This window comes from Microbacterium sp. NPDC055903, assembly GCF_053615555.1.
In genome coordinates, this window is the sequence record NZ_JBSHCA010000002.1 from 878,698 (window position 1) to 903,718 (window position 25,021).

Sequence of the window (25,021 nt, forward strand, 5' to 3'; positions counted from 1 at the left end):
GTCAGCGGGCTCCGAAGAGCCTTCGCCGACCGACCGGCTTGAGCGCCTTCTTCATATAGACCGTGCCGAGGTCGCGCCCGAACTTGTGGCCGACCCTGCCCATCCGGCCCGCCTCGACGAAGCCGAGCTTCTCGTGCAGGCGGATGGACGCTTCGGCCTTGCTGTCGCTGATCACCGCGACCATCTCGCGGATCCCTCGTTGCTCGCAGGCCTCGATGAGCGCCTGGAGCAGAACCGCACCGAGCCCCTTGCCGCCGGCGCCCGGCCCGAGGTAGATCGAGTCCTCGACGGTGTACTTGTAGGCGTTCTTGCCGGCCCATGGCTGGGCGAGGGCGTATCCGAGCACGACGCCCGACGGCGAGACGGCGACGAGGAACGGCAGGTCCAGCTTCTGCAGGAGCGCGAACTTCTCCCGCCAGGAGGGGATGCTGCTCCTGCGCTCGTCGAGGGTGACGACGGAGTTGCTCACGAAGTGGTTGTAGATCTCCCTGACGTACGGGAGATCCGTCGCGCGCGCGGGACGGATGGAGTACGAGAAGACCTCGGGAGCGACGACCGGGCGCAGATGGTGCGGAAGCACGCGTCGGCGATCACCCGGTTCGAACTGCATGCGCCAAGCCTATGGCGTCAGGCCTCTCCGGCGACACGCCAATCCACCGGTTCTGCGCCCTGCTCGACGAGGAGGTCGTTCACGCGGGAGAACGGCCGGGAGCCGAAGAAGCCGCGGCTGGCTGACAGCGGCGATGGGTGCGCCGATGCGATCACCGGCGTGGCGCCGAGCATCGGTCGCAGCCCCTCGGCATCCCTCCCCCACAGCACGGCGACGAGCGGCTTCTCCCGGGCGACGAGCGTGCGGATGGCCGTTTCGGTCACCTGCTCCCATCCCCATCCGCGGTGCGAGGCGGCCGCCCCTGGTCGCACCGTGAGCACCCTGTTCAACAGCAGCACGCCCTGATCGCTCCACGCAGTCAGGTCGCCGTGCGGTGCGGGAGGGATGCCGAGATCGCTCTCGCGCTCCTTGTAGATGTTCGACAGGCTCCGCGGCAGCGGCCTGACGTCGCGGTCGACCGCGAACGACAGTCCGATGGGGTGCCCCGGCGTCGGATAGGGATCCTGCCCGGTGATCAGCACCCGCACGTCATCCAGCGGACGCTGGAAGGCGCGCAGCACGTTCGATCCGGCAGGGAGGTATCCGCGGCCTTCGGCCTGCTCCGCACGGAGCCGCTCGCCGATGCCAGAGATCACATCGGCGACGGGGGCGAGCGCACGGGCCCAGCCCTCGTCGATGAGACCTTCGTCGGCGAGCTGGGCGAGCGTGCGCGCCGTCACCGGTCAGTCCTCGCCGCGCACGCGGAGCGGACCGCGCGCCAGCAGGTGCTGCGCGGACTGCGCAACAGGACGCATCGTCACGAGGTCGAGATTCACGTGCCCCGGCGCGTTCAGCGCATAGGCGATCACATCGGCGACGTCCTCGGCGACGAGCGGTGCGTCGACGCCGGCGTACACCGCATCGGCGGCGAGCCGGTCGCCCCCGAGCCGGTTGAGGGTGAACTCCTCGGTGTGCACCATGCCGGGCGCGACCTCGACGACGCGGATCGGCTCGCCGTTGAGCTCCTGGCGGAGCACCCTCACGAGCATGCCCTCCGCGGCCTTCGCCGCGTTGTAGCCGGCACCGCCCTGGTACGCGACCTGCGCGGCGGTGGACGTGACGAACAGGGCATCGGCGTGACCGTCGGCGTCGGCTGCGCTGCGCAGCAGCGGCAGGAGCCCTGCGACGAGCCGTTGGGTGCTCAGCACGTTCACGTCGTACATCCACTGCCAGTCCTCGACCCGCCCGTCCTCGACCCGGTCCGTGCCGCGCGCGCCGCCCGCGATCTGGACGAGCGCGTGCACCGGCCCCGTTGCGCCGAGCTCTGCGACGAGGGCGTCGACTGCCTCCGCATCGGTCAGGTCGCACGCGATCCCGACCGCGCCCGTCTCGGCGGCGAGCTCCGCCAGGCGATCCTGCCTTCGTGCCACACCGACGACGTCCCAGCCGGACGCTACGAGGGCACGCACCGTCGCCGCACCGATCCCCGAGCTCGCTCCTGTCACCACTGCACGTCTGTTCACCATGCCATCCACCGTACCCGCACGTGTTACGTCACATTTCCCGGGTGTTCTTGACAACCCGGCGGTCCCGTAACCTCGGTGCAACGGCTTCCGCCGCATCCGCATCCAACCGTTTCAGGGAGAACCCCATGCCTGCACCCGAGACCTGGCGTTTCGAGACCAAGCAGATCCACTCGGGAGCAGCTCCCGACCCGGTCACCAAGGCCCGTGCGACGCCGATCTACCAGACCACGTCCTACGTCTTCGACAGCGCGGACCACGCGGCGAACCTCTTCGCCCTCGCCGAGTTCGGCAACATCTACACCCGCATCCAGAACCCGACGCAAGACGTCCTCGAGCAGCGGCTCGCGGCGCTCGAGGGCGGCACCGGAGCGCTCGTGCTCTCCAGCGGCCAGGCGGCGTCCACCTTCGCGATCCTCAACATCGCGCAGGCCGGCGACCACTTCGTCGCCTCCAGCTCGATCTACGGCGGCACGTACAACCTCTTCAAGTACACCCTCGCCAAGCTCGGCATCGAAGTCACCTTCGTCGAGAACCAGGACGACCCTGAGGAATGGCGCCGTGCCGTGCGCCCCGAGACGAAGCTGTTCTTCGCCGAGACGATCGGCAACCCGCAGATCAACGTCCTCGACATCCGCACCGTCGCCGACATCGCGCACGAGAACGGTGTCCCGCTCATCGTCGACAACACGATCGCGACCCCGTACCTGATCCGTCCCTTCGAGCACGGCGCCGACATCGTCGTGCATTCCATCACGAAGTTCCTCGGCGGCCACGGCACGACCATCGGCGGCGTCGTCATCGACGGCGGCCGGTTCGAATGGTCCAAGAACGTGGAGAAGTTCCCCGGTCTGACGGTTCCTGACCCGTCCTACCACGGTGCGAGCTACACGGCAGCGGTCGGCGACCCGCTCGCCTACATCATCAAGGCGCGCGTGCAGCTGCTGCGCGATCTCGGATCGTCGATCGCTCCGCAGAGCGCCTGGAACCTCATCCAGGGCGTAGAGACGCTGTCGCTGCGCATCGAGCGCCACGTCCAGAACGCCCAGGAGATCGCCGAGTGGCTGGACAACCGCGACGACGTCGCGAGCGTCAACTACTCCGGTCTGCCCTCCTCGCCCTGGTACGCGAAGGCCAACACCTACGCCCCGAAGGGCGTCGGCGCGGTGCTCTCCTTCGAGCTGAAGGGCGGTGTGGAGGCCGGACGCGAGTTCGTGAACAGCCTCTCTCTGTTCAGCCACCTCGCCAACATCGGCGACGTGCGCTCCCTCGTCATCCACCCCGCCTCGACCACGCACGCCCAGCTGACCCCCGAGCAGCAGCTCACCGCGGGTGTCACGCCAGGCCTCGTGCGCCTGTCCGTCGGCCTCGAGAACATCGACGACCTCAAGGCCGATCTCGAGCAGGCCCTCGCCGCGGCGCGCCGCGTGTCGGACGCCGCTCGCGCCTGAGCTCCGCACCGCACGGATGCCCCGGACCACACAGGTCCGGGGCATCCGTGCGTTCCGCGTCGTAACGTGCGTCCGCGGCGCCGGGAACCACGCGAGAATGGATGCATGGACTGGCAGTCGACCTCGGAGGACACCGTGCCCTCACGGCGCGTGACCGAAGCACAGGCCAGCATGATGCGGGCCCGCCCGCCCGTCACAGGCGCCTGGCGCGACGGCGATCCGGCCGGAGACCGCCTGTTCGCCGGATTCGGGCCGTTCCGCACCGAGGGCGGCGAGGAGCTGCCGAGCATCCGGCTCGCCTACGAGACCTGGGGAGAGCTGAACGCGGCGCGTGACAACGCCATCCTGATCAGTCACGCGCTCACCGGCGACAGCCACGTCCGCGGCGACGCAGGACCAGGACACGCCACTGCAGGCTGGTGGGGCGATGTTGTCGGCCCAGGCGCCGCGATCGACACCGACCGCTGGTTCGTCGTCGCTCCGAACATCCTCGGCGGCTGCCAGGGCTCCACGGGGCCTGCGAGCGTCGCGCCTGACGGCTACGAGTGGGCTTCCCGGTTCCCCTACCTCACCGTGCGCGACCAGGTCGCAGCCCAGGTGCGCCTGGCCGACGCGCTCGGCATCGATCGCTGGGCGGCCGTAGTGGGCGGATCGATGGGCGGCATGCACGCGCTCGAGTGGGCGATCGGCTTCCCCGAGCGGGTCGAGCGGCTCGCGATCCTGGCCTCTCCGCCCGCGAGCACGGCCGATCAGATCGCCTCGAACATGCTCCAGCTGGAGACCATCCGGATGGATCCGCGCTTCGAGGACGGCGAGTACTACGACTCGGCGGTCGGTGAAGGGCCGCACCGGGGGCTGGCCCTCGCACGGCGGATGGCGATGCTGAACTACCGCTCCCCGATCGAGCTGAACAGCCGGTTCCAGCGCTCCTGGCAGTCGGAGCTCTCCCCGCTCGGCCACGGAGGGCGCTTCGCCGTGGAGAGCTACCTCGACTTCCACGGCAACAAGTTCACCCGCCGATTCGACGCGAACAGCTACATCACGCTCGTCGAGGCGATGAACTCGCACGACGTCGGTCGCGACCGCGGCGGCATCGAGGATGCCCTCGCACGCGTGACGGCGCGCACCCTGGTGCTCGGCATCGACAGCGACAGGCTGTTCCCACTCGACGGCCAGCACCGCATCGCCCACGGCATCCGCGGCACGCTCGACGGCGATGCGGCCGTCGTGATCGCCAGCGACTTCGGCCACGACGGCTTCCTCATCGAGACCGACGTCGTCGGTCACCACCTGCGCCGGCTCCTCGACGCGTAGTCACTCGCGCCGGTACCGCCATGGCAGGGCGGAGGTCTCCAGGCGGTGCACGCCGTCCTCGCCGTCCGGATGCTCTGCATCGCCCGCCCAGGCGAACACTCCGCCGTCGAGCATCCTCGTGGAGAAGAGCGCGATCGCCCTCGTGACCGCGAGCACGTCGGCGACGGAGCCCGCGCCGACGAGCGCCTGCAGCGTCACCCAGGTGGGCGGGAAGAGAAGCATAGCCCCGTCGGCGTGCTGCGCGAGCGCATCCTCAGGCCGCATCCAGGCCCACCCCGCCACCTCTCCCGCCGCCGGGTGGATCTCCCCGCCGGGATCGGCGGCCAGGAAGAACCACGTCCGCACGCGCTTCGGCGCCTCGACGGGCGGTGCCCAGCGGGAGAGGGTCACAGGGTCGGTGAGGACCAGCCCCACCTCCTCGTACGTCTCCCTGATCGCGGCCGCCCTGGCCGCATCCTCCTCCGCATCGGCCGCATCCTGCGGCTCGACGACGCCGCCGGGGAACACCCATCCCCCGGCGAACGACCCGCGATCCGGCCGCCGGATCAGCAGGGTCTCGAGTCCGGCTCTCCCCTGGCGCAGCAGCACGGCGGTCCCGCCGACGGCGATCGCATCCTCGTCCATGCGCCCACCCTACGTGGTCGTCAGGCGGAGACGAGTGCGGGGCGGCGCTGCGTGCGGTATGCCATCACGGTGATGCCGAGACCGATCAGCGCCAGCGCGGCCCCGACCCAGGCCGGTGCCGTGTATCCCCATCCGATGGAGATGACCACGCCGCCGAGGAAGGCGCCGAGGCTGTTGCCGATGTTCAGTGCTGAGTGGTTCATCGCCGCGGCGATCGACTGGTTGTCGCCGGCGACGTCCATCAGCCTCGTCTGGATCGCGGGGCTCAGCATCGAGGAGACCGCCCCGACGCCGAGCGCGAGGATCGCGGCGAGGACGATCTGGAACGACAGCAGGGCGAGCAGCACCAGGATCGCGGCGAGCGCCGACATGCCCCAGATCAGCGTGCGCCGCAGATCCTTGTCGGCGAGGTATCCGCCGGCGAAATTGCCGATCGTCATCCCCACCCCGACGAGGACCAGGACGATCGGCACCGCCCAGTCGGGAGAGCCGGCGACCTCCGTGACAAGCGGCGAGATGTAACTGTAGACGGCGAAGAATCCGCCGAAGCCGATCGCCCCGATCCCGAGCGTCAGCCACACCTGGCCGACCCGGAAGACACCGAACTCGCTCAGCATGCTGCGGCCTGGATCGCCGGCGTGCTCGGGGACGAACAGCGCGATGCAGACGGTGGCGAGGGCGAACACGATCGCGACGACGAAGAACGCGGTACGCCATCCGAAGCTTTGGCCGAGGAAGGTGCCGAGCGGCACCCCGACGACGTTCGCGATGGTGAGACCGGCGAGGATGAATGCGGCACCCTGCGCACGACGTCCAGGGCCGAGCACATCCGCCGCGACGAGCGCCCCGATGCCGAAGTAGGCGCCGTGCGGCAGCCCGGCGAGGAGTCGCGATGCGCCGACGAGCTCGAAGGTGGGCATCACGACGGTCAGTGCGTTGAACACCGTCAGCGCGATCGCGAGCCCGATCATGACGCGGTGCCTCGGGTACCTGGCGACGAACCCTGCGATCGTCGGGGCGCCGACGACGACGCCGAGCGCGTAGAGCGAGATGAGCACGCCCGCCTGACCGATCGCCTCCTCCTGCGAGGACGCCCAGATGTGCGGAAGCAGATCGCGAGCGATGTCGGGGAGCAGGCCCATGGCGACGAACTCGGTCATGCCGATGCCGAAGGAGCCGATGGCGAGGGAGAGGAGCGCCGTCGTCGCCGCACCCCTCGAAAGCGTCGAGGAGTGGTTCACCCGTCGATTCTACGCGGGGTCGTCGGCATCGATCGCCGCCTCGAGGCGCTCGATCTTCGCGTCCAGCTCGCCGGTGTAGCCGGGCCGGATGTCGGCCTTGAGCACGAGCGAGACGCGCGAGCCGTATCCGGCGACGGCCTCGGTGGCCCGCTTGACGACGTCGAAGACCTCGTCCCACTCCCCCTCCAACTCGGTGAACATGCTCGTCGTCCGGTGCGGGAGGCCGGATGCGCGCACCACGCGCACGGCGGCCGCGACCGCATCGTGGACCGAGCCGTCTGCGTTGCCTGCGCCGCTGGGCGCGACGGAGAAGGCGATGAGCATGGGATTACCTCCGGGAGGGGACGGGGACGAGGGCCAGCCGGCGGACGCCGATGGTCATGAGGACGACGAGGAGCACGTTGCGCACGGTCAGCAGCAGCACGGGCACGAGCTCGGTGCGCAGCAGCGCGTCGTAGATCACGGGGTAGATGAGACAGGTGAGCCCGCACAGCACGAGGACGAGCGCCGCCGGCAGGCCGGCGCGTGCACGGTCCAGGACGAACCACAGGATGACGGGAGCGATCAACCAGGTCTGGAACTGCGGGGAACCGACCTTGTTCGCCACGATCAGCACCAGGACGAGCGACAGGGCGAGAGGCGGGAAAAGCCGGGCGAACGCCGCACCCCGCGCGGCCTTGACGCCGCCGAGGGCGAGGACCGCCGCGACCGCCGCGACCATGATCGGCGTCAGCAGCGCGGAGACCGCTTCGGCGCCTGGGCCGTCGATCTGGAACGTGAGGATGTCGAAGCTGTACGCCACCGATGCCGCGCCCGCGCGCGCCAGCCAGAGGTACGGCGTCGCCGCGACCGCCTCCACCTGCAGCCCGCGACCGGTCTGCTCCGTGAGGAATCCCAGCGGGTGATCGGAGCCGACGAGGAACAGCACGACCAGGACCCCTGCAGCGACGGCCACCCCCGCCGCCAGCATTCGAACCCGCCCGCGGGCTGCCACCACGGCCGCGGCGACGAGGGCACCAGGCCAGATCTTGATCCACGCGCCGACCGTCAGCAGCGCGGTCGCCAGCACGGGCCGGCGCAGGAGCCAGAGCCCGGCGCAGACCGCGAGCGGCACGGTGACCGCATCGATGCGGTACAGCGCGATCGGTCCGAGGAGCACGAGCGCCGCGGTCCAAAACCACGCCGCGGACCGTCGCCGCGCGGACGGACGACGACCGACGAGCACGGCGAACGCCGCGGCATCCACCGCGGTCACCAGCACCGCCCATGCGATGAGATAGGCACCCGAGACGCCGAGCCACGCCGCGAGCGGCATCGAGAGGATCTTCGCGAGGAGCATCGGGATCAGCGCGAGCTGAGGGTAGACCCACGGCTCCGTGATCCCCACCACGGCACCCCCGGTGAGCGCGGATGACGCCCAGGGCTCGTACACGAGCACGACGTCGCCCATCGGCTGGCTCGGCAGCACCCAGCCCTGCCACGCCACCAGCACGTGCGCCGTGAGGAACGCCGCCCACAGCAGCGGCAGTCGCCCCCTCACGCGAGCAGGTCCTCGATGGCCGGCGGCAGCGCCTCTGCGACGTCAAGCGCGACGATCGGGCGGCCTGGCCGGCCGGAGCGGGCTCCGGCGGCGAGACGCGCGGCATGCCCGTGCACCCAGGCCGCGGAGGCCGCGGTCTCGGCGAGAGACGCCCCACGGTTCGCCGCGATGAACGCTCCGATCACGCCGGCGAGCACATCTCCGGCGCCGGCGGTGGCGAGCCAGCCCGTGGCGGCGTCCACCGCGATCACCGAGCCGTCCGAGGCGGCCACCAGCGTCCGTGAGCCCTTCAGCAGCACCGTTCGTCCGAGAGCGCGGGCGGTCTGGACGGCGAGCGCGACGCGGTCGCCGTCGTCCAAGGACGAGAGCCGGAGGCGCGCCCTGAGCCTGGCGAGCTCACCGGCGTGGGGGGTCACGATGAGCGGAGCCTCCGAGCCGGGGGCGAGGTCGATCGCTCCGGCATCCACGACGACGGGCACGGCCCCGGCGAGGATGCCGCGCAGCACGGCCTCCTCGTCCTCGGTCCGCTCGGCGGCATCCGTCCCCGAGCCGATGACCCACGCATCCGGCCTCGTCCCGCCGAGATCGGCGGACACGACCGTCTCGGGCCGGCGTGCGATGACGGCGCCTCCCGCCGTCCCGGTGTACCGGACGTAGCCCGCACCCGCGCGCCACGCCGCTTCGACGGACAGCACGGCCGCTCCCGGATACGCCGCCGAACCGGTGCGCACCGCGACGACGCCCCTGGAGTACTTGTCGTCGTCCGGTCCTGGCACGCGGAGGAATCGGCGCACGTCCTCGCGCAGCCACTCACGGACCTCGACCATGTCTCCACGCTACCCGCAGCGCCCGCACAACCTCCGAACGAGGATACGGTCGAAGGGTGAGTCTTCTCTTCTCGCCCCTGCAGCTGCGATCCGTGACGTTCCCGAACAGGCTCTGGGTCTCCCCCATGTGCATGTACAGCGCGGTCGACGGAATCGTGCAGGACTGGCACCGCACGCACCTCACCCAGTTCGCCGATGGCGGCGCCGGTCTCATCGTCGCCGAGGCGACCGCGGTCGTGCCAGAGGGGCGCATCACGCCCCGCTGCGCCGGCATCTGGAACGACGAGCAGCGGGATGCATGGGCGCAGGTCGTCCGCTCTGTCCACGACAGGGGCGCCCTCGCCGGCATCCAGCTCGCGCACGCGGGACGCAAGGCCTCGTCGTGGTGGCCGTGGGCCGACGAGCGCGGTTCCGTCCCCGCCGCGGACGGCGGCTGGCAGACCACGGCCCCGTCCGCGGTTGCCTTCCTCGGTCACGAGGTGCCGCTGGCCCTGGATGCCGAGGGAATCGAGCGGGTCGTCGACGGCTTCGCCGCGGCAGCCCGGCGGGCGCTCGACGCCGGCTTCGACGTGCTCGAGCTGCACGGCGCCCACGGGTACCTGCTGCACCAGTTCCTCTCGCCGCTGTCGAACCTCCGCGAGGACGCGTACGGCGGCTCCCTGGAGAACCGGGCGCGTCTCCTGCTGCGGGCACTGGATGCCGTCCGATCGGAGGCAGGGCCTGGCGTGCCCGTCTTCGTGCGGATCTCCGCCACGGATCACGCCGACGGCGGGTTCACCGCAGAGGAAGCCGCGACGGTGGGCGAATGGGTGCGCGAGTACGGCGCCGATCTCGTTGACGTCTCCTCCGGCGGCCTCGTCGCGCACCAGCGCATCGAGGTGTTCCCCGGCTATCAGGTGCCGCTGGCCGGCGCCGTGCGGCGCGGCGGACGCATCCCCACCAGCGCGGTCGGGATGATCACGGCAGCCGAGCAGGCGGAGCGCGTGCTCGAGGCCGGTGAGGCCGACGCGATCTTCGCCGGCCGCGAATGGCTCAGGGACCCGCACTTCGGGCTGCGCGCGGCGCACGAGCTCGGCGTGGCCACCAGGTGGCCCCCTCAGTACGAGAGGGCCGCCTGGCGCTGAGCGTCACTCGCCGCGGGCGATGACCCTCCGGGTCGCGTCCTGGACCTCGCCGACGAGCTCTTCGAGGATGTCCTCGAGGAAGAGCACCGCGGTGGTCTCGCCCTCGGCGTCGCGCACCTTGGCGAGGTGGCGTCCTGCACGGCGCATCACGGCGAGGGCGTCCTCGAGATCCGTGTCCTCCTGGACGGGGACCATGTGGTGGATCCGCTTGGCGGGAATGGGCGCGACGGCCTTCTCCTCGGCGTCCTCGCCCTCCGCTGCACGCAGCACATCCTTCAGGTGCACGTAGCCGACGGGAACCTGCTCGTCGTCGACGATCACGTAACGGGAGAATCCGTAGCGCGCGACCGCGCGCTCGATGTCGTCCGGTGTGGTCGACTGCGGCAGCGTCACCAGGTCGGCAAGCGGGACGGCGACGTCCCTGGCCTTCTTGTCGGTGAACTCCACCGCGGCGGCGACGGTGCCCGAGGCATCCATGAGCAGCCCCTCGCGACGCGACTGGTCCACGATCGTGGCGACCTCGTCGATCGTGAAGGTCGACGCCGCCTCGTTCTTCGGCTCGACGCGGAACAACCGCAGCACGCCGTTCGCGGCGGCGTTGAGCAGCCAGATGACGGGGTGGAACACCTTGGACACCCACACCAGCGGAGGGGCGAGCAGCAGCACAGCGCGATCAGGCAGCGAGAACGCGAGGTTCTTCGGCACCATCTCGCCGAACACCACGTGAAGGAACGACACGATCACGAGCGCGATGACGAACGCGACGACGTCCACGACGGCATCCGACCATCCGATCGCGTGCAGCGGCACGGCCAGCAGGTGGTGGATGGCGGGCTCTGACACGTTCAGGATCAGCAGCGAGCAGATCGTGATGCCCAGCTGCGAGGTCGCCAGCATGAGCGTGGCGTGCTCCATCGCGAACAGGGCGGTCTTCGCCGCACGGGATCCGCGCTCCGCGCGCGGCTCGATCTGCGAACGACGCGCAGAGATGACGGCGAACTCCGCGCCGACGAAGAACGCGTTGGCCGCGAGGAGCACCACGAGCCACGTGAGACCTGCCCAATCGTTCATCGCTGGACCTCCTCTGCCGCGGCATCCACCGGCGTCGGCGTGTACCGGAGGCGGTCGACACGACGTCCGTCCATCCGCACGACTTCGAGGACGCCGCTGTCGAGGGTCACCTCGTCGCCGGGGGCTGGCACGCGCTCCAGGACGCTCATGACGTATCCGGCCACGGTGTCGTACACCTCTCCCTCCGGCACGCGGACGCCGGTGCGGTTCTGCAGCTCGTCAGGACGCAGCTCGCCGGGGAACGTGATCGAGTCGCGGCCGCGGACGATACCGGCCCTGCTGCGGTCGTGCTCGTCCGATACCTCGCCGACGATCTCCTCGACGAGGTCCTCCAGGGTCACGAGGCCTGCGGTCCCGCCGTACTCGTCGACGACCACCGCGAGCTGGTAGCCCTTGGTGCGCAGCTCGGCGATGAGACCGTCCAGATGCACCGTCTCCGGCACCCGGAGCGGCTCGGTGGCCAGCGCGCCGACGGGCACCTCGCCGCGCCTCTCCCGTGGCACCGAGACGGCGGCCTTCAGGTGCACCACGCCGGTGATGTCGTCGAGGTCGTCGTCATAGACGGGGAATCGGCTGTGCCCCGTGCGCCGGGCGAGCTGGATCACATCGTCGGCCGAGTCGCCGGCGGCGATCGCATGCATGCTCGGTCGCGCCGTCATGACATCCGCCGCGGTGAGGCGTGCGAAGGTGAGGCTGCGATCCAGCAGCGTCGCCGTGTCGGCCTCGAGCACGCCGGCCATCGCCGAGCGCCGCACGAGCGAGGAGAGCTCCTCCGCGCTTCGCGCACCGGACAGCTCCTCCTTCGGCTCCACGCCCATGCTGCGCAGCACGCCGTTGGCGCTGCCGTTGAGGAGGGCGATGATGGGCCTGAAGACGGTCGTGAACGCGACCTGGAAGGGCACCACGAGCTTGGCGGTCGCCAGCGGCAGCGCGAGGGCGAAGTTCTTCGGCACGAGCTCGCCGAGGATCATCGACAGCACGGTGGCGACGAACATGGCGACGACCGTGGCGATGGGGGCGACAGCGGCTTCCGGGATGCCCCACCCGATGAAGACAGGGCCGAGCAGGTTCGACATCGCCGGTTCCATCGTGTAACCGGTGAGCAGCGTCGTCAGCGTGATGCCCAGCTGCGCCGACGAGAGATGGGTCGACGTGTGCTTGAGCGCACCGATGGTCATGGCGAGGCGGGACTCGCCGCGCGCCTGACGCGCTTCGAGGTCGGCGCGGTCCAGGTTCACCAGCGCGAACTCGCTGGCGACGAAGAGACCGGTGCCGATCGTGAGCAGGAGCCCCACGCCGAGGAGGACGTAATCCATCAACTCCACCTCCCCTCGAACGGAGAGAACGGGCAGTGGGGCGAGGTTCTACAACTGGGAGGGTCGTCCATGGTGGATCGATTCTAGCCCTACCAGCTGACCGGGAGCGCCTTGCCCTCCTCGTATCCCGCGGCCGACTGCAGGCCGACAAGCGCGCGATCGTGGAACTCCTCCACCGAGGCCGCACCGGCGTAGGTGAAGGAGCTCCGCACGCCGGAGGTGATCATGTCGAGCAGATCCTCCACGCCAGGGCGGAGCGGATCGAGGTAGATCTTCGACGACGAGATCCCCTCGGCGAACAGCTCCTTGCGCGCCCGCTCGTATGCGTCGAGCCGGCCGAAGCGGGCCTGCACGGCCTTCGTCGACGCCATCCCCCAGGACTCCTTGTAGACCCGCCCCTCCGCATCGGTCTGAAGCCGCCCCGGCGCCTCGATCGTCCCCGCGAACCAGGAGCCGATCATGACGGATGCTGCGCCGGCGGCCAGCGCGAGCGCGACGTCGCGCGGGTAGCGCACGCCGCCGTCCGCCCACACGTGGGCACCGGCAGCGCGCGCCGCCTCCGCGGTCTCCAGGACGGCCGAGAACTGCGGGCGACCGACCGCGGTCATCATCCTGGTCGTGCACATCGCGCCCGGCCCGACCCCCACCTTCAGGATCGTCGCACCGGCGGCCACGAGATCGGCGACGCCGTCCGCCGTGACGATGTTCCCCGCGACGATCGGGATGCCCAGATCGAGGGCCGACACCGCGGCAAGCGCCGCCAGCATCCCCTCCTGATGCCCGTGCGCGGTGTCGACCACGAGCACGTCGACGCCCGCGGCCGCCAGGGCCTTCGCCTTGCCTGCGACATCGCCGTTGATCCCGACGGCGGCGGCGACGGCCAGTCGCCCACCGGCATCGAGCGCGGGACGGTAGAGCGTGGAGCGCAGAGCACTGCGGGCGGAGAGCGTGCCGACCAGACGTCCGTGGTCGACGATGCCGACGGTCTCGACGCCGGTGTCGGTGATCACGTCGAAGGCATGGCGGGCCGACTCGACGTCCTCCGCATCGAGCGCGGGAGCCCCCTCGTGCACGAGGTCGCCCAGCTGCGCATCGGTCAGAGCCGTGGCGAGCCGGGTGGCCGGGAGGATGCCGCGGATGGCGGAGGCGTCGATGCGCCCCTCTCCCTCGGCGACGACGATGCCGTGTCCGGGGATCGCCGGCAGCAGCCGGAGGGCGTCGGCGACGGTCGCCTGCGGCGGGAGCACGACCGGGGTGTCCCAGGCGACCGGCTGCGCCTTGACCTCGCGGATCGCCGCGTCGAGCTCCTGGAGGCGCATGTCCTGCGGGAGCACGCCGAGACCGCCTCTGCGGGCGAGGACCGCGGCCAGGCGAGGGCCGGTGACGGAGTTCATGTTGGAGGCGACCAGCGGCAGCGTCGCCGGTGTGCCGTCGCCCGGCGCGAGGTCCACCTGGAGGCGACTGGTGACGCCCGATCGGCGCGGCACCAGGAACACGTCGGAGTACGTCAGATCGACCGAGGGCCCCGCACCGAGAAACTGCATGCCTCCACGGTACCCACCCGAGGCGGGATCACGCCGCGCGCGGCGAGAATTCGATCGGCGAAACACGTTAGGCTTGAGGTCGAGAATCAGCGGGGATCGGGAACCCTCCCGTGCGCCCCGCGGACAGTGCTTCAGCGATGAAAGAGGGCGATCGAGCGTGTCGAGCCAAGGGACCGGCGTCGGGGCTTCGGGCGACGGGGGGTTCGGAGCCAATTCGTGGCTCGTCGACGAGCTCTACGAGCAGTTCAAGGTCGACCGCAACGCGGTCGACAAGGAGTGGTGGCCCATCCTGGAGAACTACCGTCCTGAAGCTGCGGGATCCGCGCCTGCGGTAGGCGCCGCGTCGACGGACTCCGCGCATCCCGTGACGGCGCCCATCCCCGTCATCGGCAGCCAGCCCGTCGCACGCACGACGGCGAAGCCGGCGGCCCCCGCCCCGATCCCGGCTCAGGCTCCCAAGCCCGAGGCCAAGGCCGCCGAGGCCCCCGCAGTCGACGAGGACAAGGTCACGCCGCTGCGCGGCATGACCAAGACCCTCGCCGCCAACATGGACGAGTCCCTCGCCGTCCCGACGGCGACGAGCGTACGGACGATCCCGGCGAAGCTGATGATCGACAACCGCATCGTCATCAACAACCACATGTCGCGCACGCGCGGCGGCAAGGTCAGCTTCACGCACCTCATCGGCTGGGCCCTCGTCCAGGCGCTGAAGGAGTTCCCCAGCCAGAACGTCTTCTACGCCGAGATCGACGGCAAGCCCTCCGTCGTCGCTCCCGCGCATGTCAATCTCGGCATCGCGATCGACCTCCCGAAGCCCGACGGCACTCGGGCACTGATGGTGCCGAGCATCAAGCGCGCAGACACGCTGAGCTTCACCGAGTACCTGAGCGCCTATGAAGACCTGGTGACCCGCGCACGGGGCAACAAGCTCACCGCCGGTGACTTCCAGGGCACCACGCTCTCCCTGACCAACCCGGGCGGCATCGGCACCGTGCACTCCGTGCCCCGTCTCATGAAGGGGCAGGGATGCATCATCGGCGCCGGCGCCCTCGAGTACCCGGCCGAGTTCCAGGGCGCCAGCGACAAGACCCTCAACGAGCTGGCGATCGGCAAGACGATCACCCTCACGAGCACCTATGACCACCGCGTCATCCAGGGTGCGGGTTCCGGCGAGTTCCTGAAGAAGGTGCACGAGCTGCTGCTCGGTCAGCGCGGCTTCTACGACGGCATCTTCGCCGCGCTGCGCATCCCTTACGCTCCGATCCGGTGGAACCCCGACCTCGCCGTCGATCTCGCGGAGCGCGTCGATAAGCAGTCCCGCGTGATCGAGCTGATCAACTCCTACCGGGTCCGCGGCCACCTGATGGCCGACATCGACCCGCTCGAGTACGTGCAGCGCTCGCACCCCGACCTCGAGATCGAGAGCCACGGTCTGACCTTCTGGGACCTCGACCGCGAGTTCGTCACCGGCGGCTTCGGCGGCAAGCGCGTCATGAAGCTGCGCGACATCCTCGGCGTGCTGCGCGACTCGTACTGCCGCACCCTCGGCATCGAGTACATGCACATCCAGGACCCTGAGCAGCGCCGCTGGTTCCAGGAGAAGGTCGAGGTCAAGTACCAGAAGCCGGGCCACGACGAGCAGCTGCGGGTGCTGCGCAAGCTCAACGAGGCCGAGGCCTTCGAGACCTTCCTGCAGACGAAGTTCGTCGGCCAGAAGCGCTTCTCGCTCGAAGGCGGCGAGTCGCTCGTCCCCCTGCTCGACGAGATCCTGCAGGGCGCTGCCTCGGCTGGCCTCGACGGCGCGGCGATCGGCATGGCCCACCGCGGACGCCTCAATGTGCTGACGAACATCGCGGGCAAGACCTACGGGCAGGTGTTCCAGGAGTTCGAGGGCACCCAGACGCCCGGCAACCAGCGCGGATCCGGCGATGTGAAGTACCACCTCGGCACGCAGGGCACTTTCATCGCCGATGACGGCGCCCAGCTGCCCGTCTACCTCGCCGCGAACCCCTCGCACCTGGAGACCGTCGACGGCGTGCTCGAGGGCATCGTCCGCGCCAAGCAGGACCGCAAGCCGATCGGCACGTTCTCCTGGCTGCCCATCCTCGTGCACGGCGATGCGGCCTTCGCCGGCCAGGGCGTCGTCGTCGAGACGCTGCAGATGTCGCAGCTGCGGGGCTACCGCACGGGCGGGACCGTGCACGTCGTCGTGAACAACCAGGTGGGCTTCACCACCACGCCGACCGATGCACGCACCTCGGTGTACGCGACCGACGTCGCCAAGACCGTCCAGGCGCCGATCTTCCATGTGAACGGCGACGACCCCGAATCCGTCATCCACGTCGCCCAGCTCGCCTTCGAGTACCGCGAGCGCTTCCACCGCGATGTCGTGATCGACCTGGTCTGCTACCGCAGGCGCGGTCACAACGAGGGCGACGACCCGTCGATGACCCAGCCGCTGATGACCGACCTCATCCAGGCCAAGCGCTCGGTGCGCAAGCTCTACACCGAGTCGCTCGTCGGACGAGGCGACATCACCGAGGAGGAGTACGAGCAGGCGAAGGACGACTTCCAGCGCCGGCTCGAGGTCGCGTTCGCCGAGACCCATGCCGCGGAGACGGGTGCGACGCCGATCGCCCCTGAGCTCGCCCCCGTCGACGAGACCGTCGGCGAACCGGAGGTCACCGGCGTCTCGCAGGAGATCGTCCACCTCATCGGCGACGCCTTCGTCAACAAGCCGGAGGGCTTCACCGTCCACCCGAAGATCCAGCAGCTGCTGGACAAGCGCGCAGACATGAGCCGCAACGGCGGCATCGACTGGGGCTTCGGCGAGCTGCTCGCCTTCGGCTCGCTCCTCGTGGAGGGCACCCCTGTGCGCCTGGCGGGCCAGGACTCCAGGCGCGGCACCTTCGTGCAGCGCCACGCGACCCTGCACGACCGCGCCAACGGTCAGGAATGGCTGCCCCTGGCGAACCTCTCCGACGGGCAGGCGCGCTTCTTCGTCTACGACTCGCTGCTCAGCGAGTACGCCGCGCTCGGCTTCGAGTACGGCTACTCGGTGGAGGCTCCCGAGGCACTCGTGCTGTGGGAGGCGCAGTTCGGCGACTTCGTCAACGGCGCGCAATCCGTCATCGACGAGTACATCTCTGCGGCCGAGCAGAAGTGGGGTCAGCAGTCCGGCGTGACCCTGCTCCTTCCGCACGGCTACGAGGGCCAGGGCCCCGACCACTCCTCGGCCCGCATCGAGCGCTTCCTGCAGCTGTGCGCGCAGGAGAACATGATCGTGGCCCGCCCGTCGACGCCCGCGTCGCACTTCCACCTGCTGCGCCGACAGGCCTACGCGCGCCCCCGCAAGCCCCTCATCGTCTTCACCCCCAAGGCGATGCTGCGTCTGCGCGGTGCGACGAGCGCGGTGGAGGACTTCACGCAGGGACGCTTCGAGCCGGTGATCGACGACCACCGCGGTCTCGACCGCACCGCGGTCAAGCGCGTGCTCGTCCACTCCGGCAAGGTGCACTGGGATCTGCGCTCCGAGCTCGAGAAGAAGCCGAACCCCGAGATCGCCCTCGTACGCCTCGAGCAGCTCTACCCGACGCCGATCGACGAGCTCAAGGCGATCACCGACACCTACCCGAACGCAGAGCTCGTCTGGGTACAGGAGGAGCCGGAGAACCAGGGCGCCTGGCCGTTCCTCGCGTTGGCGTTCGCCGATGTCCCCGGCGACCGGACGTTCACGAGCGTCAGCCGCCCCGCATCCGCGTCGCCCGCGACCGGATCGTCCAAGGTGCACGCCGTGCAGCAGGCGGACCTGCTGCAGCGCGCGCTCACGCTCTGAGCGCGCGCCGGCCGGTTGACGACACGTCTGCGCACGTCGCCGTCGTCGTCAACCCGGCCGCACGCGGCGGAACCTCCGACGTCATCGCAGAACGGGCAGTGGCCCGGCTGGAGGAGCGCGGAGCGGTCGTGACGAGGTTCGCCGCGGCGACGGCCGACGCCGCGGCGACGAGCACAGCACTTCGTGACGCCTGCAGCTCCTCCCCGGATGCCGTCGTCGCGATCGGAGGCGACGGCACAGCGCGTCTGGCCGTCGATGCGCTTCACGGCACAGGCATTCCGCTCGTGCTCATCCCCGCCGGCACGGGCAACGACTTCGCCGCGGCGCTCGGCCTCCCGAGGGATCCACGATCCGCCGCGGATCTCGTCTTCGACGGATCGGCGAGAGCGGTCGACGTCGCGGCGATACGCCGCGATGACGGGACTGAGACGCTGTTCTGCTCCGTGTTCGCGAGCGGCTTCGATTCCAAGGTGAACGAACGCGCGAACCGCATGCGGTGGCCACGGGGCCGCGCGCGATACAACATCGCGATCGGCATCGAGTTCGCGCTGCTGAAGAGCATCCCCTCGCGGATCTCCTGGCTCGGCGCCGACGGCGCCGAGCACACGCACGAGGGACCGCTGCTGCTCACGGCGGTCGGCAACACGACAAGCTACGGCGGCGGCATCCCCATCTGCCCGACGGCTGACGCATCCGACGGGATCCTCGATCTCACCCTCGTGACGCCGGCATCACGGCTGCGGCTCATCCGCGTGCTCGCGCAGGCGTTCCGGGGGCGGCACATCGACGAGCCGGAGGTGGTGACGCACAGGGTCAGGTCCGTGCGCATCGAGGCGGACGACCTCACGGGATACGCGGACGGCGATCCGATGGGTCGGCTGCCCGTGACGATCAGCATCCTCCCCGGCGCTCTGCGGATGATGCTGCCCGTGTGACACCGGCCCCGGTCAGAACCGGAAAGCCGAAGATCAGTACCAGAAACCGAGGACAGGGGCCTCTGCGGTGCGGAACGCGTCGTCGAGGGCTGCGGCGACATCGCCCGACGCCTGCAGCCGCCCAGCGGCCCGCAGCCGCGCGGCGCTCACTCCCCCGGCGAACAGCGCCGACAGTGTCACGACGTCGAGCACCGCATCCGCGGGTTCTCCGTCCGCGGCCGACACGGTCGCCCTGCCCTCGGCATCCGCGACGACCCGCCATGACCCCGCAGCGAACCCGAGAGGGTCGTCGATCTGGAGCACGAGGTCCAGCGGTGCGCGATACGTGCGCCCGCCGAGTGCGTCGACGACGTCGAGGATCCGCAGCCACCCGTGGTCGTGCACGGCCACCTCGACGGCGCGCTGGTCGGCGACGAGCCAGGTGACAGGGTCATCGATGGGCCGCTGATCCGCGGTGACCTTGACGACGAGGTCGTGCTGCAGTGCGAAGCCCCAGAGCGCGCGCAGCGCCTCGGGCGTGACAGCGCCCAGATGCTGGATCTGCAGCTCGGAACGGAAGGCGCCCGGCACCTCGACGAGCTTGTACGCCATCACCCCGCGGACGTTGCCGTCGGCGTCCAGATAGCGGACGCCGCGGATCGACGCCGGCGCGGGGTGGCCAGGTGCGAGGCCGGCAGCGCGCGCCCAGCGCGCCTCCCACCCTGCGATCTGCCCCGTGCGCTGGGAGCGTTCGACCTCGTGCACGGTGGAGAGGGTGTGCGCGAGCGTCTCCTTGTCGACGTACTCGATCCGCCCCGGCTCGGTGCCGCCCGCCCATCCCGCACGACGGGTGTCGACGGTGATCCGGGCCACGGGGAGCGCCGAGGCGAAGCCGTAGCGGCCGTAGATCGTGGCCTCTGAGACCGTGAGCCCCGCGATCGGTACACCTGCGGAGGCCGCGGCACGCAGCTCGCCCTCCAGCAGCGCCCGCGCGATCCCACGACGGCGGTGCGTGCCCGAGACCGTGACGGAGCTGATCGCCCACATCTCGAGCTCGCCGCCGGGAACCGTCAGCGGCGTCGTCCACGAGTTGACCGTGGCGACCGGCCACGTGCCGACGGCCGCATCCTTCTCGAACACGCCGATGTTGCGGCGTTCCGCAAGCCCCGCGCGATCGGCGGCCACCGTCTCGGCCGATGGATCCGCGTCGAGGAAGCCTCTCGCGTCGGCACGCAGGAAGGCTTCGGCATCGGCCTCCGAAGACGTATCGATCGTGCGGTACGTCAGCTGCTGTGCAGCCAGCCTGGCCGCGGAGGTCTCATCGACGGGAACGGTGCGCGCATCGGTCATGCCGCCAGCCTACGCGCCGCGACCGACACGGCTCAGTGCGCGGCCTGCACCTCTCGCAGCTTCGCGAAGACCTGATCGCGCAGCTCCTCCGGAGCGGTCTCCTTGCAGGCGCGGGCGACCACCTCGGTCAGCGTCCGCGCCACGAGCGCCTCGTCCCTGCAGGACGGGCACGTGTCCAGGTGCTCCTTGATCTCGGAGTGCTCTGTGTGGCACACCTCGTTGCGGAGGTACTCCTCCAGGTCGCGACGCGCCTTGTCACAGCCGCAATCGGTCATTTCGTGCTCCTCGTCCTGGCCGCGGAGATCCCACGCTCCGCGGCATAATCGGCCAGCAGCTCCCGCAGCATCCGCCTGCCACGGTGCAGACGGCTCATCACGGTGCCGATGGGGGTCTTCATGATGTCGGCGATCTCCTGGTACGCGAATCCCTCCACGTCGGCCAGGTAGACGGCCAGCCGGAAGTCCTCCGGCAGTTCCTGCAGCGCATCCTTCACGACGGACGCCGGCATGTGGTCGATCGCCTCCGCCTCGGCGGAACGGCTGTGCGAGGCCGTCGTCGACTCCGCACCGCCCAGCTGCCAGTCCTCGAGCTCGTCGATGGTGCCCTGGAAGGGCTCGCGCTGCTTCTTGCGGTAGATGTTGATGTAGGTGTTCGTGAGGATCCGGTACAGCCAGGCCTTGAGGTTCGTCCCCTGCGAGAAGGACGCCCACGACCCGAAGGCCTTCACGAAGGTCTCCTGCACGAGATCGGCCGCATCCGCCGGATTGCGCGTCATGCGCATGGCAGCGGCATAGAGCTGATCCATGAAGGGGATCGCCTGTTCCTCGAACTCGCGCCGAGCGTCACCGATCGCGTCGGCGGGTGCAGTGTCATCCATCATCGGCCAGTCTAGGCCGACGAGGTCCTCGAGATCCTGATCGAGCGTGGCGAGCATCGCACTCCTTACTCGGCGTACCGGGCGCCGTTCACTACAGTGGGAACCGATGAGCGACAACCGGTATTCCCCCGCCCCTGCCCGCGGCGCGTACGTCGCGCCGACAACCGATTCGGCGGTTCGCGCGTCCGTGACCGTTCCGGGCTCGAAGTCGCTCACCAATCGAGAGCTCATCATCGCCGCCATCGCAGACGGCCAGGGGCGGCTGATCGCCCCGTTGCACTCCGACGACTCCCGCCGCATGATCGAGGCGCTCCGCGCGCTCGGCACCGGCATCGAGGAGGTGGATGCCGGCGGCGCATTCGGCCCCGACCTCGTCGTGACGCCCGGTCCGCTCGCCGGCGGCGTCACGATCGACTGCGGTCAGGCCGGAACCGTGATGCGGTTCGTCGCACCCCTCGCCGGCCTCGCCGCGCAGGACGTGCGCCTCACCGCCCACGAGACCGCACTGCACCGTCCGATGGGCGCGATGGTCACGGCCCTGCGCGATCTCGGCGTCGATGTCGACGACGAGGGAACGTGGTCGTTGCCGTTCACGATCAAGGGTCACGGTCGCATCCGCGGCGGCCGGCTGGAGATCGACGCGTCGGCCTCCAGCCAGTTCGTCTCCGGCCTGCTGCTCGCCGCGCCCCGCTTCGATGTGGGCCTGCACCTCGTGCACACCGGGGAGCACCTGCCGAGCCTCCCGCACATCGACATGACGATCGAGGCGCTCAGTCGGCGTGGCATCCGCATCGAGAGGCCGGCCGTGGGCGAATGGCTCGTCGAGGCGGGGGTGCCGCGTGCCAAGGAGATCGCGATCGAACCGGACCTGTCCAATGCGGCGCCGTTCCTGGCGGCGGCGATGGTCACCGGCGGCGAGGTGACCGTGACCGGCTGGCCGCTGCACTCGACGCAGCCGGGAGCGCTGCTGCCGGAGATCCTGCAGGCGATGGGCGCGCACGCCTCCCGTCAGCACGGCGACCTCACCGTCCGAGCGGGTTCGAGCATCCGCGGGCTGGATCTCGATCTCTCCGCAGCGAGCGAGCTGACCCCGACGATCGCAGGTCTCGCCGCCTTCGCGGACTCCCCCACCACGATCCGCGGCATCGGCCACATCCGCCTGCACGAGACCGACCGCATCGCCGCCCTCGTCGGCAACATCCGCGCCCTCGGAGGCACGGCGGAGGAGCTCTCGGACGGCCTGCGCATCGTCCCCACGCCGCTTGCCGGCGGCACGTGGAAGGCGCATCACGATCACCGCATGGCGACGACGGGTGCGCTCATCGGCCTCAGGGTCCCCGGCGTCGAGATCGACGACATCGGCACGACGGCCAAGACCCTCCCCGAGTTCACGCAGCTGTGGGAGCGGATGCTGGGGGCGTCGTGAGGCAGGCGACGCGGTGAGCTGGCTCGATCCGGACGACGACCTCGACGACGACTTCGAGGATTTCGACGAGTCCAGCATCCGAGTGAGGCCGAACCCTAAGGCGAACCGACCCCGCACGAAACGGCGCCCTGCGCACGAGGACGCGAGAATCGGCCGCGTGCTGGGCGTGGATCGCGGACGCTACGCGGTGATGATCGACGAGGGCGAGCCCGAGGAGAGGACGATCACGGCCACCCGCGCGCGCGAGCTGCGACGGACGCCCATCGTGACCGGCGACAAGGCGCGCGTGGTGGGCGACACGTCCGGCGACGAGGGGACCCTCGCGCGCATCGTCGGCATCGTGGAGCGCACCTCCCTGCTGCGCCGGAGTGCGGACGACACCGACCAGGTCGAGCGCGTGATCGTGGCCAACGCCGACCAGATGCTCATCGTCGTGGCCGCCGCCGACCCCGAGCCGCGACCGCGCCTCGTGGATCGGTACCTCGTCGCGGCCCTGGACGCCGGAATCAGGCCACTGCTCGTCGTGACGAAGACGGACATCGCCGATCCGACCGCTTTCCTCGCCCACTTCGAGGGCCTCGACCTGCGGGTCTTCACCAGCGCGAGGGAGGAGATGCCCGTCGCCGAGATCGGCGAGGCCCTGATCAGCCACTCCACCGTCTTCGTCGGCCACTCCGGTGTGGGCAAGTCCACGCTCGTCAACGCCCTCGTGCCCTCCGCCGGACGCGCCACGGGCCACGTCAACCAGGTCACCGGGCGGGGGAGGCACACCTCGTCGTCGACGGTCTCGCTGCGCTACGAGAGCGGTGAAGGAACCGGCTGGGTCATCGACACCCCCGGCGTGCGCTCCTTCGGCCTCGGCCACGTCGATCCCGCCCACATCCTCGCCGCGTTCACCGAGCTCGCGGCGATCGCCGAGGACTGCCCTCGGGGCTGCACGCATCTGACGGACGCCCCGGACTGCGCCCTCATCGAGGCGGCCGACCGCGGCGAGCTGAGCGCCGCAGAGCTGTCGCGACTGGACTCGCTCCAGCGTCTGCTGCAGACGTTCGCGGACAAGGCGGAGCAGACCCCCGGCCGATAGGCTGGACGGGTGACCGCACAGCGCCTTGAACCCGGATCGACCGCCCCCGACTTCACTCTGCTGGATCAGGACGGCACGTCCGTCTCCGCAGCTGATCTGCGCGGCACGAAGACGGTGCTGTACTTCTATCCGGCCGCCATGACGCCCGGCTGCACGACGCAGGCCTGCGACTTCCGCGACAGCATCGCCTCGCTCCAGGGCGCGGGCTACCGGGTCATCGGGATCTCGCGCGACGAACCGGCCAAGCTCGCCGAGTTCCGCGAGCGCGATGCGCTCTCCTTCACCCTTCTGAGCGACCAGGACCACGCGGTGCACGACGCCTACGGCGCCTGGGGCGAGAAGATGAACTACGGCAAGGTGATCGAGGGCGTCATCCGCTCGACGTTCGTGCTCGACGAGGACGGCACGATCACGCATGCCCTCTACAACGTCAAGGCCACCGGCCACGTGGCACGGCTGCGCAAGCTGCTCGGCATCGACGCCTGAGGCGGATCAGCGCTCGTCCTGGACGGCTTCCCTCCGCGCGCTGGCGAGGAGAAGGATGAGACCGAGGACGCCTGGCGCTCCGACGCCGACGACGAACGGCCAGTTCACGGGTGACAGCGTCATAGCAGCGCCGGCGAGGATGATCGCGAGGATCTGAAGCACCACTCCCCCCGACCTCGCCCAGGACCTGCCGCGCAGCGTTCCGACGGCGAAGGCGATCAGCGCGGCGGCGCCGATCAGGGTCAGCACGAACAGGGCGATCCCCGTGGTGAGGATGGCGGCCTGCCCCGAGCCCAGCCCGAGCATCTCGCCGAGGGCGATGACGACGAGGGCGGCACCCTCCAGAGCGAGGACGGCGGCCGCTGCGCGTGCGAGACCGGGAGCGTGCACTGTTTCTCCTGAGAATCGGATCAGAATGCACAAAACCCTTGATTTCGTGCGGATGCTGTAACACAATGTTAACAGTCATGTGCTCCCACAGCGGCGTGGGGCGAGCAACCGCTCGCAACACAACTAAGGGTAGCGTCACCCGAGTTCGCTGCCCGCATCCGAGCCATCGTCGATGGCTCACAGAAAACCCACACCGAGGAGCCCCCATGGACTGGCGCGACAAAGCCGCCTGCCTTACCGTCGACCCCGAGCTGTTCTTCCCGGTCGGGAACACGGGTCCGGCCGTCGATCAGATCGAGAAGGCCAAGGCCGTCTGCGCCACCTGCACCGTCACCGAGATCTGCCTGCAGTACGCCCTGGAGACCAGCCAGGACTCGGGCGTCTGGGGCGGCCTCAGCGAGGACGAGCGCCGCGCGCTCAAGCGCCGCGCCGCTCGCGCCCGCCGCGCCAGCTGACCCCCCGAACGCACGAGAGCGGCCCCGCCGATGGCGGGGC

General features: G+C 70.0%; 24 protein-coding genes. 9 read left to right on the forward strand and 15 right to left on the reverse strand.

All coding sequences use genetic code 11. The annotated features are described in order from the left end of the window. Window position 1 precedes the first annotated feature (1 nt). Genes ACWGJP_RS13735 through ACWGJP_RS13745 form a run of 3 tightly spaced genes read right to left on the reverse strand, consistent with a single transcriptional unit; the run spans window position 2 to window position 2,115 of the window. Entirely contained in the window at window positions 2-610 is a 609-nt protein-coding gene (locus ACWGJP_RS13735) for an N-acetyltransferase family protein (RefSeq protein WP_452330338.1), read from the reverse strand. A gap of 17 nt (window positions 611-627) precedes the next feature. Further along, window positions 628-1,329 carry a uracil-DNA glycosylase gene (locus ACWGJP_RS13740; RefSeq protein WP_452330339.1) on the reverse strand — a complete coding sequence of 234 codons (702 nt, stop codon included), beginning with the start codon at window positions 1,327-1,329 and terminating at the stop codon, window positions 628-630. 3 nt (window positions 1,330-1,332) lie between these two features. Then, window positions 1,333-2,115, reverse strand: a complete 783-nt coding sequence (locus ACWGJP_RS13745) for an SDR family oxidoreductase (RefSeq protein ID WP_452330340.1) — start codon at window positions 2,113-2,115, stop codon at window positions 1,333-1,335. 125 nt (window positions 2,116-2,240) lie between these two features. On the opposite strand from ACWGJP_RS13745, the gene ACWGJP_RS13750 reads away from it, so the two are divergent. Continuing rightward, entirely contained in the window at window positions 2,241-3,563 is a 1,323-nt protein-coding gene (locus tag ACWGJP_RS13750; protein ID WP_452330341.1) for a bifunctional o-acetylhomoserine/o-acetylserine sulfhydrylase, read from the forward strand. Window positions 3,564-3,668: 105 nt separating this feature from the next. After that, window positions 3,669-4,877, forward strand: coding sequence for a homoserine O-acetyltransferase MetX (gene metX / locus ACWGJP_RS13755; RefSeq protein WP_452330342.1), 1,209 nt, complete (start codon window positions 3,669-3,671; stop codon window positions 4,875-4,877). Here metX and ACWGJP_RS13760 read toward each other — a convergent pair whose 3' ends face one another. From ACWGJP_RS13760 to ACWGJP_RS13780, 5 genes are read right to left on the reverse strand one after another with little or no spacing between them, the layout of a single operon-like run. After that, entirely contained in the window at window positions 4,878-5,501 is a 624-nt protein-coding gene (locus tag ACWGJP_RS13760; RefSeq protein WP_452330343.1) for an NUDIX domain-containing protein, read from the reverse strand. It abuts the gene before it with no gap. 20 nt (window positions 5,502-5,521) lie between these two features. Further along, window positions 5,522-6,742 (reverse strand): MFS transporter, encoded by a 1,221-nt coding sequence (locus tag ACWGJP_RS13765; RefSeq protein WP_452330344.1) that lies wholly within the window; start codon window positions 6,740-6,742, stop codon window positions 5,522-5,524. Between the two features lie 9 nt (window positions 6,743-6,751). Next, window positions 6,752-7,066 (reverse strand): thiamine-binding protein, encoded by a 315-nt coding sequence (locus ACWGJP_RS13770; RefSeq protein ID WP_452330345.1) that lies wholly within the window; start codon window positions 7,064-7,066, stop codon window positions 6,752-6,754. 4 nt (window positions 7,067-7,070) lie between these two features. After that, window positions 7,071-8,282 (reverse strand): hypothetical protein, encoded by a 1,212-nt coding sequence (locus tag ACWGJP_RS13775; RefSeq protein ID WP_452330346.1) that lies wholly within the window; start codon window positions 8,280-8,282, stop codon window positions 7,071-7,073. Continuing rightward, the gene (locus tag ACWGJP_RS13780; RefSeq protein WP_452330347.1) at window positions 8,279-9,109 is read right to left on the reverse strand and encodes an ADP-dependent NAD(P)H-hydrate dehydratase; all 831 of its coding nucleotides are present in this window, start codon (window positions 9,107-9,109) and stop codon (window positions 8,279-8,281) included. The genes ACWGJP_RS13775 and ACWGJP_RS13780 overlap by 4 nt, the downstream gene beginning before the upstream one ends. A 56-nt stretch (window positions 9,110-9,165) precedes the next feature. Between ACWGJP_RS13780 and ACWGJP_RS13785 the strand changes: the two genes are divergently transcribed. Beyond that, window positions 9,166-10,233 carry an NADH:flavin oxidoreductase/NADH oxidase gene (locus ACWGJP_RS13785; protein WP_452330348.1) on the forward strand — a complete coding sequence of 356 codons (1,068 nt, stop codon included), beginning with the start codon at window positions 9,166-9,168 and terminating at the stop codon, window positions 10,231-10,233. Window positions 10,234-10,236: 3 nt separating this feature from the next. On the opposite strand, the gene ACWGJP_RS13790 is transcribed toward ACWGJP_RS13785, so the two are convergent. The 3 genes from ACWGJP_RS13790 to guaB1 all read right to left on the reverse strand — a co-directional run bounded on the left by ACWGJP_RS13790 (window position 10,237) and on the right by guaB1 (window position 14,164). After that, the gene (locus ACWGJP_RS13790) at window positions 10,237-11,304 is read right to left on the reverse strand and encodes a hemolysin family protein (RefSeq protein ID WP_452330349.1); all 1,068 of its coding nucleotides are present in this window, start codon (window positions 11,302-11,304) and stop codon (window positions 10,237-10,239) included. Further along, a complete protein-coding gene (locus ACWGJP_RS13795) occupies window positions 11,301-12,620 on the reverse strand; it encodes a hemolysin family protein (protein WP_452330350.1) in 1,320 nt (439 codons plus the stop codon). Before ACWGJP_RS13795 ends, ACWGJP_RS13790 begins: the two co-directional genes overlap by 4 nt. 89 nt (window positions 12,621-12,709) lie before the next feature. Then, the gene (guaB1, locus tag ACWGJP_RS13800) at window positions 12,710-14,164 is read right to left on the reverse strand and encodes a GMP reductase (RefSeq protein ID WP_452330351.1); all 1,455 of its coding nucleotides are present in this window, start codon (window positions 14,162-14,164) and stop codon (window positions 12,710-12,712) included. A 157-nt stretch (window positions 14,165-14,321) separates the two neighbouring features. Here guaB1 and ACWGJP_RS13805 point away from each other — a divergent pair, with 157 nt between their 5' ends. Together ACWGJP_RS13805 and ACWGJP_RS13810 are read left to right on the forward strand one after the other, a co-directional pair. Then, on the forward strand, window positions 14,322-17,999 hold the full coding sequence (locus tag ACWGJP_RS13805) for a multifunctional oxoglutarate decarboxylase/oxoglutarate dehydrogenase thiamine pyrophosphate-binding subunit/dihydrolipoyllysine-residue succinyltransferase subunit (RefSeq protein WP_452330352.1): 3,678 nt from the start codon (window positions 14,322-14,324) through the stop codon (window positions 17,997-17,999). Continuing rightward, on the forward strand, window positions 17,996-18,934 hold the full coding sequence (locus ACWGJP_RS13810; protein WP_452330386.1) for a YegS/Rv2252/BmrU family lipid kinase: 939 nt from the start codon (window positions 17,996-17,998) through the stop codon (window positions 18,932-18,934). The genes ACWGJP_RS13805 and ACWGJP_RS13810 overlap by 4 nt, the downstream gene beginning before the upstream one ends. 33 nt (window positions 18,935-18,967) lie before the next feature. Here the strand turns inward: ACWGJP_RS13810 and ACWGJP_RS13815 are convergent, their stop codons facing one another. Genes ACWGJP_RS13815 through ACWGJP_RS13825 form a run of 3 tightly spaced genes read right to left on the reverse strand, consistent with a single transcriptional unit; the run spans window position 18,968 to window position 21,197 of the window. Beyond that, window positions 18,968-20,263, reverse strand: coding sequence for a GNAT family N-acetyltransferase (locus ACWGJP_RS13815; RefSeq protein WP_452330353.1), 1,296 nt, complete (start codon window positions 20,261-20,263; stop codon window positions 18,968-18,970). Window positions 20,264-20,295: 32 nt separating this feature from the next. Further along, entirely contained in the window at window positions 20,296-20,538 is a 243-nt protein-coding gene (locus ACWGJP_RS13820) for a zf-HC2 domain-containing protein (protein ID WP_452330354.1), read from the reverse strand. After that, window positions 20,535-21,197, reverse strand: a complete 663-nt coding sequence (locus ACWGJP_RS13825) for a sigma-70 family RNA polymerase sigma factor (RefSeq protein WP_452330355.1) — start codon at window positions 21,195-21,197, stop codon at window positions 20,535-20,537. Before ACWGJP_RS13825 ends, ACWGJP_RS13820 begins: the two co-directional genes overlap by 4 nt. Before the next feature lie 49 nt (window positions 21,198-21,246). On the opposite strand from ACWGJP_RS13825, the gene aroA reads away from it, so the two are divergent. From aroA to bcp, 3 genes are read left to right on the forward strand one after another with little or no spacing between them, the layout of a single operon-like run. Beyond that, entirely contained in the window at window positions 21,247-22,566 is a 1,320-nt protein-coding gene (gene aroA / locus ACWGJP_RS13830; protein WP_452330356.1) for a 3-phosphoshikimate 1-carboxyvinyltransferase, read from the forward strand. A gap of 13 nt (window positions 22,567-22,579) precedes the next feature. Further along, window positions 22,580-23,650 (forward strand): ribosome small subunit-dependent GTPase A, encoded by a 1,071-nt coding sequence (gene rsgA / locus ACWGJP_RS13835; protein ID WP_452330357.1) that lies wholly within the window; start codon window positions 22,580-22,582, stop codon window positions 23,648-23,650. Window positions 23,651-23,659: 9 nt separating this feature from the next. Next, a complete protein-coding gene (gene bcp, locus ACWGJP_RS13840) occupies window positions 23,660-24,136 on the forward strand; it encodes a thioredoxin-dependent thiol peroxidase (protein WP_452330358.1) in 477 nt (158 codons plus the stop codon). 6 nt (window positions 24,137-24,142) lie between these two features. Here bcp and ACWGJP_RS13845 read toward each other — a convergent pair whose 3' ends face one another. Further along, a complete protein-coding gene (locus ACWGJP_RS13845; RefSeq protein ID WP_452330359.1) occupies window positions 24,143-24,526 on the reverse strand; it encodes a hypothetical protein in 384 nt (127 codons plus the stop codon). 206 nt (window positions 24,527-24,732) lie between these two features. On the opposite strand from ACWGJP_RS13845, the gene ACWGJP_RS13850 reads away from it, so the two are divergent. Beyond that, window positions 24,733-24,981, forward strand: a complete 249-nt coding sequence (locus ACWGJP_RS13850; RefSeq protein WP_243224897.1) for a WhiB family transcriptional regulator — start codon at window positions 24,733-24,735, stop codon at window positions 24,979-24,981. Window positions 24,982-25,021 lie beyond the last annotated feature (40 nt).

Bases quoted from the DNA above. Each gene is read 5' to 3' on its own strand.
- ACWGJP_RS13735 (WP_452330338.1), bottom strand. From the start codon at position 610: ATGCAGTTCGAACCGGGTGATCGCCGACGCGTGCTTCCGCACCATCTG.
- ACWGJP_RS13745 (WP_452330340.1), bottom strand. From the start codon at position 2,115: ATGGTGAACAGACGTGCAGTGGTGACAGGAGCGAGCTCGGGGATCGGT.
- ACWGJP_RS13750 (WP_452330341.1), top strand. From the start codon at position 2,241: ATGCCTGCACCCGAGACCTGGCGTTTCGAGACCAAGCAGATCCACTCG.
- metX (WP_452330342.1), top strand. From the start codon at position 3,669: ATGGACTGGCAGTCGACCTCGGAGGACACCGTGCCCTCACGGCGCGTG.
- ACWGJP_RS13760 (WP_452330343.1), bottom strand. From the start codon at position 5,501: ATGGACGAGGATGCGATCGCCGTCGGCGGGACCGCCGTGCTGCTGCGC.
- ACWGJP_RS13770 (WP_452330345.1), bottom strand. From the start codon at position 7,066: ATGCTCATCGCCTTCTCCGTCGCGCCCAGCGGCGCAGGCAACGCAGAC.
- ACWGJP_RS13780 (WP_452330347.1), bottom strand. From the start codon at position 9,109: ATGGTCGAGGTCCGTGAGTGGCTGCGCGAGGACGTGCGCCGATTCCTC.
- ACWGJP_RS13790 (WP_452330349.1), bottom strand. From the start codon at position 11,304: ATGAACGATTGGGCAGGTCTCACGTGGCTCGTGGTGCTCCTCGCGGCC.
- ACWGJP_RS13795 (WP_452330350.1), bottom strand. From the start codon at position 12,620: ATGGATTACGTCCTCCTCGGCGTGGGGCTCCTGCTCACGATCGGCACC.
- guaB1 (WP_452330351.1), bottom strand. From the start codon at position 14,164: ATGCAGTTTCTCGGTGCGGGGCCCTCGGTCGATCTGACGTACTCCGAC.
- ACWGJP_RS13815 (WP_452330353.1), bottom strand. From the start codon at position 20,263: ATGACCGATGCGCGCACCGTTCCCGTCGATGAGACCTCCGCGGCCAGG.
- ACWGJP_RS13820 (WP_452330354.1), bottom strand. From the start codon at position 20,538: ATGACCGATTGCGGCTGTGACAAGGCGCGTCGCGACCTGGAGGAGTAC.
- ACWGJP_RS13825 (WP_452330355.1), bottom strand. From the start codon at position 21,197: ATGCTCGCCACGCTCGATCAGGATCTCGAGGACCTCGTCGGCCTAGAC.
- aroA (WP_452330356.1), top strand. From the start codon at position 21,247: ATGAGCGACAACCGGTATTCCCCCGCCCCTGCCCGCGGCGCGTACGTC.
- ACWGJP_RS13850 (WP_243224897.1), top strand. From the start codon at position 24,733: ATGGACTGGCGCGACAAAGCCGCCTGCCTTACCGTCGACCCCGAGCTG.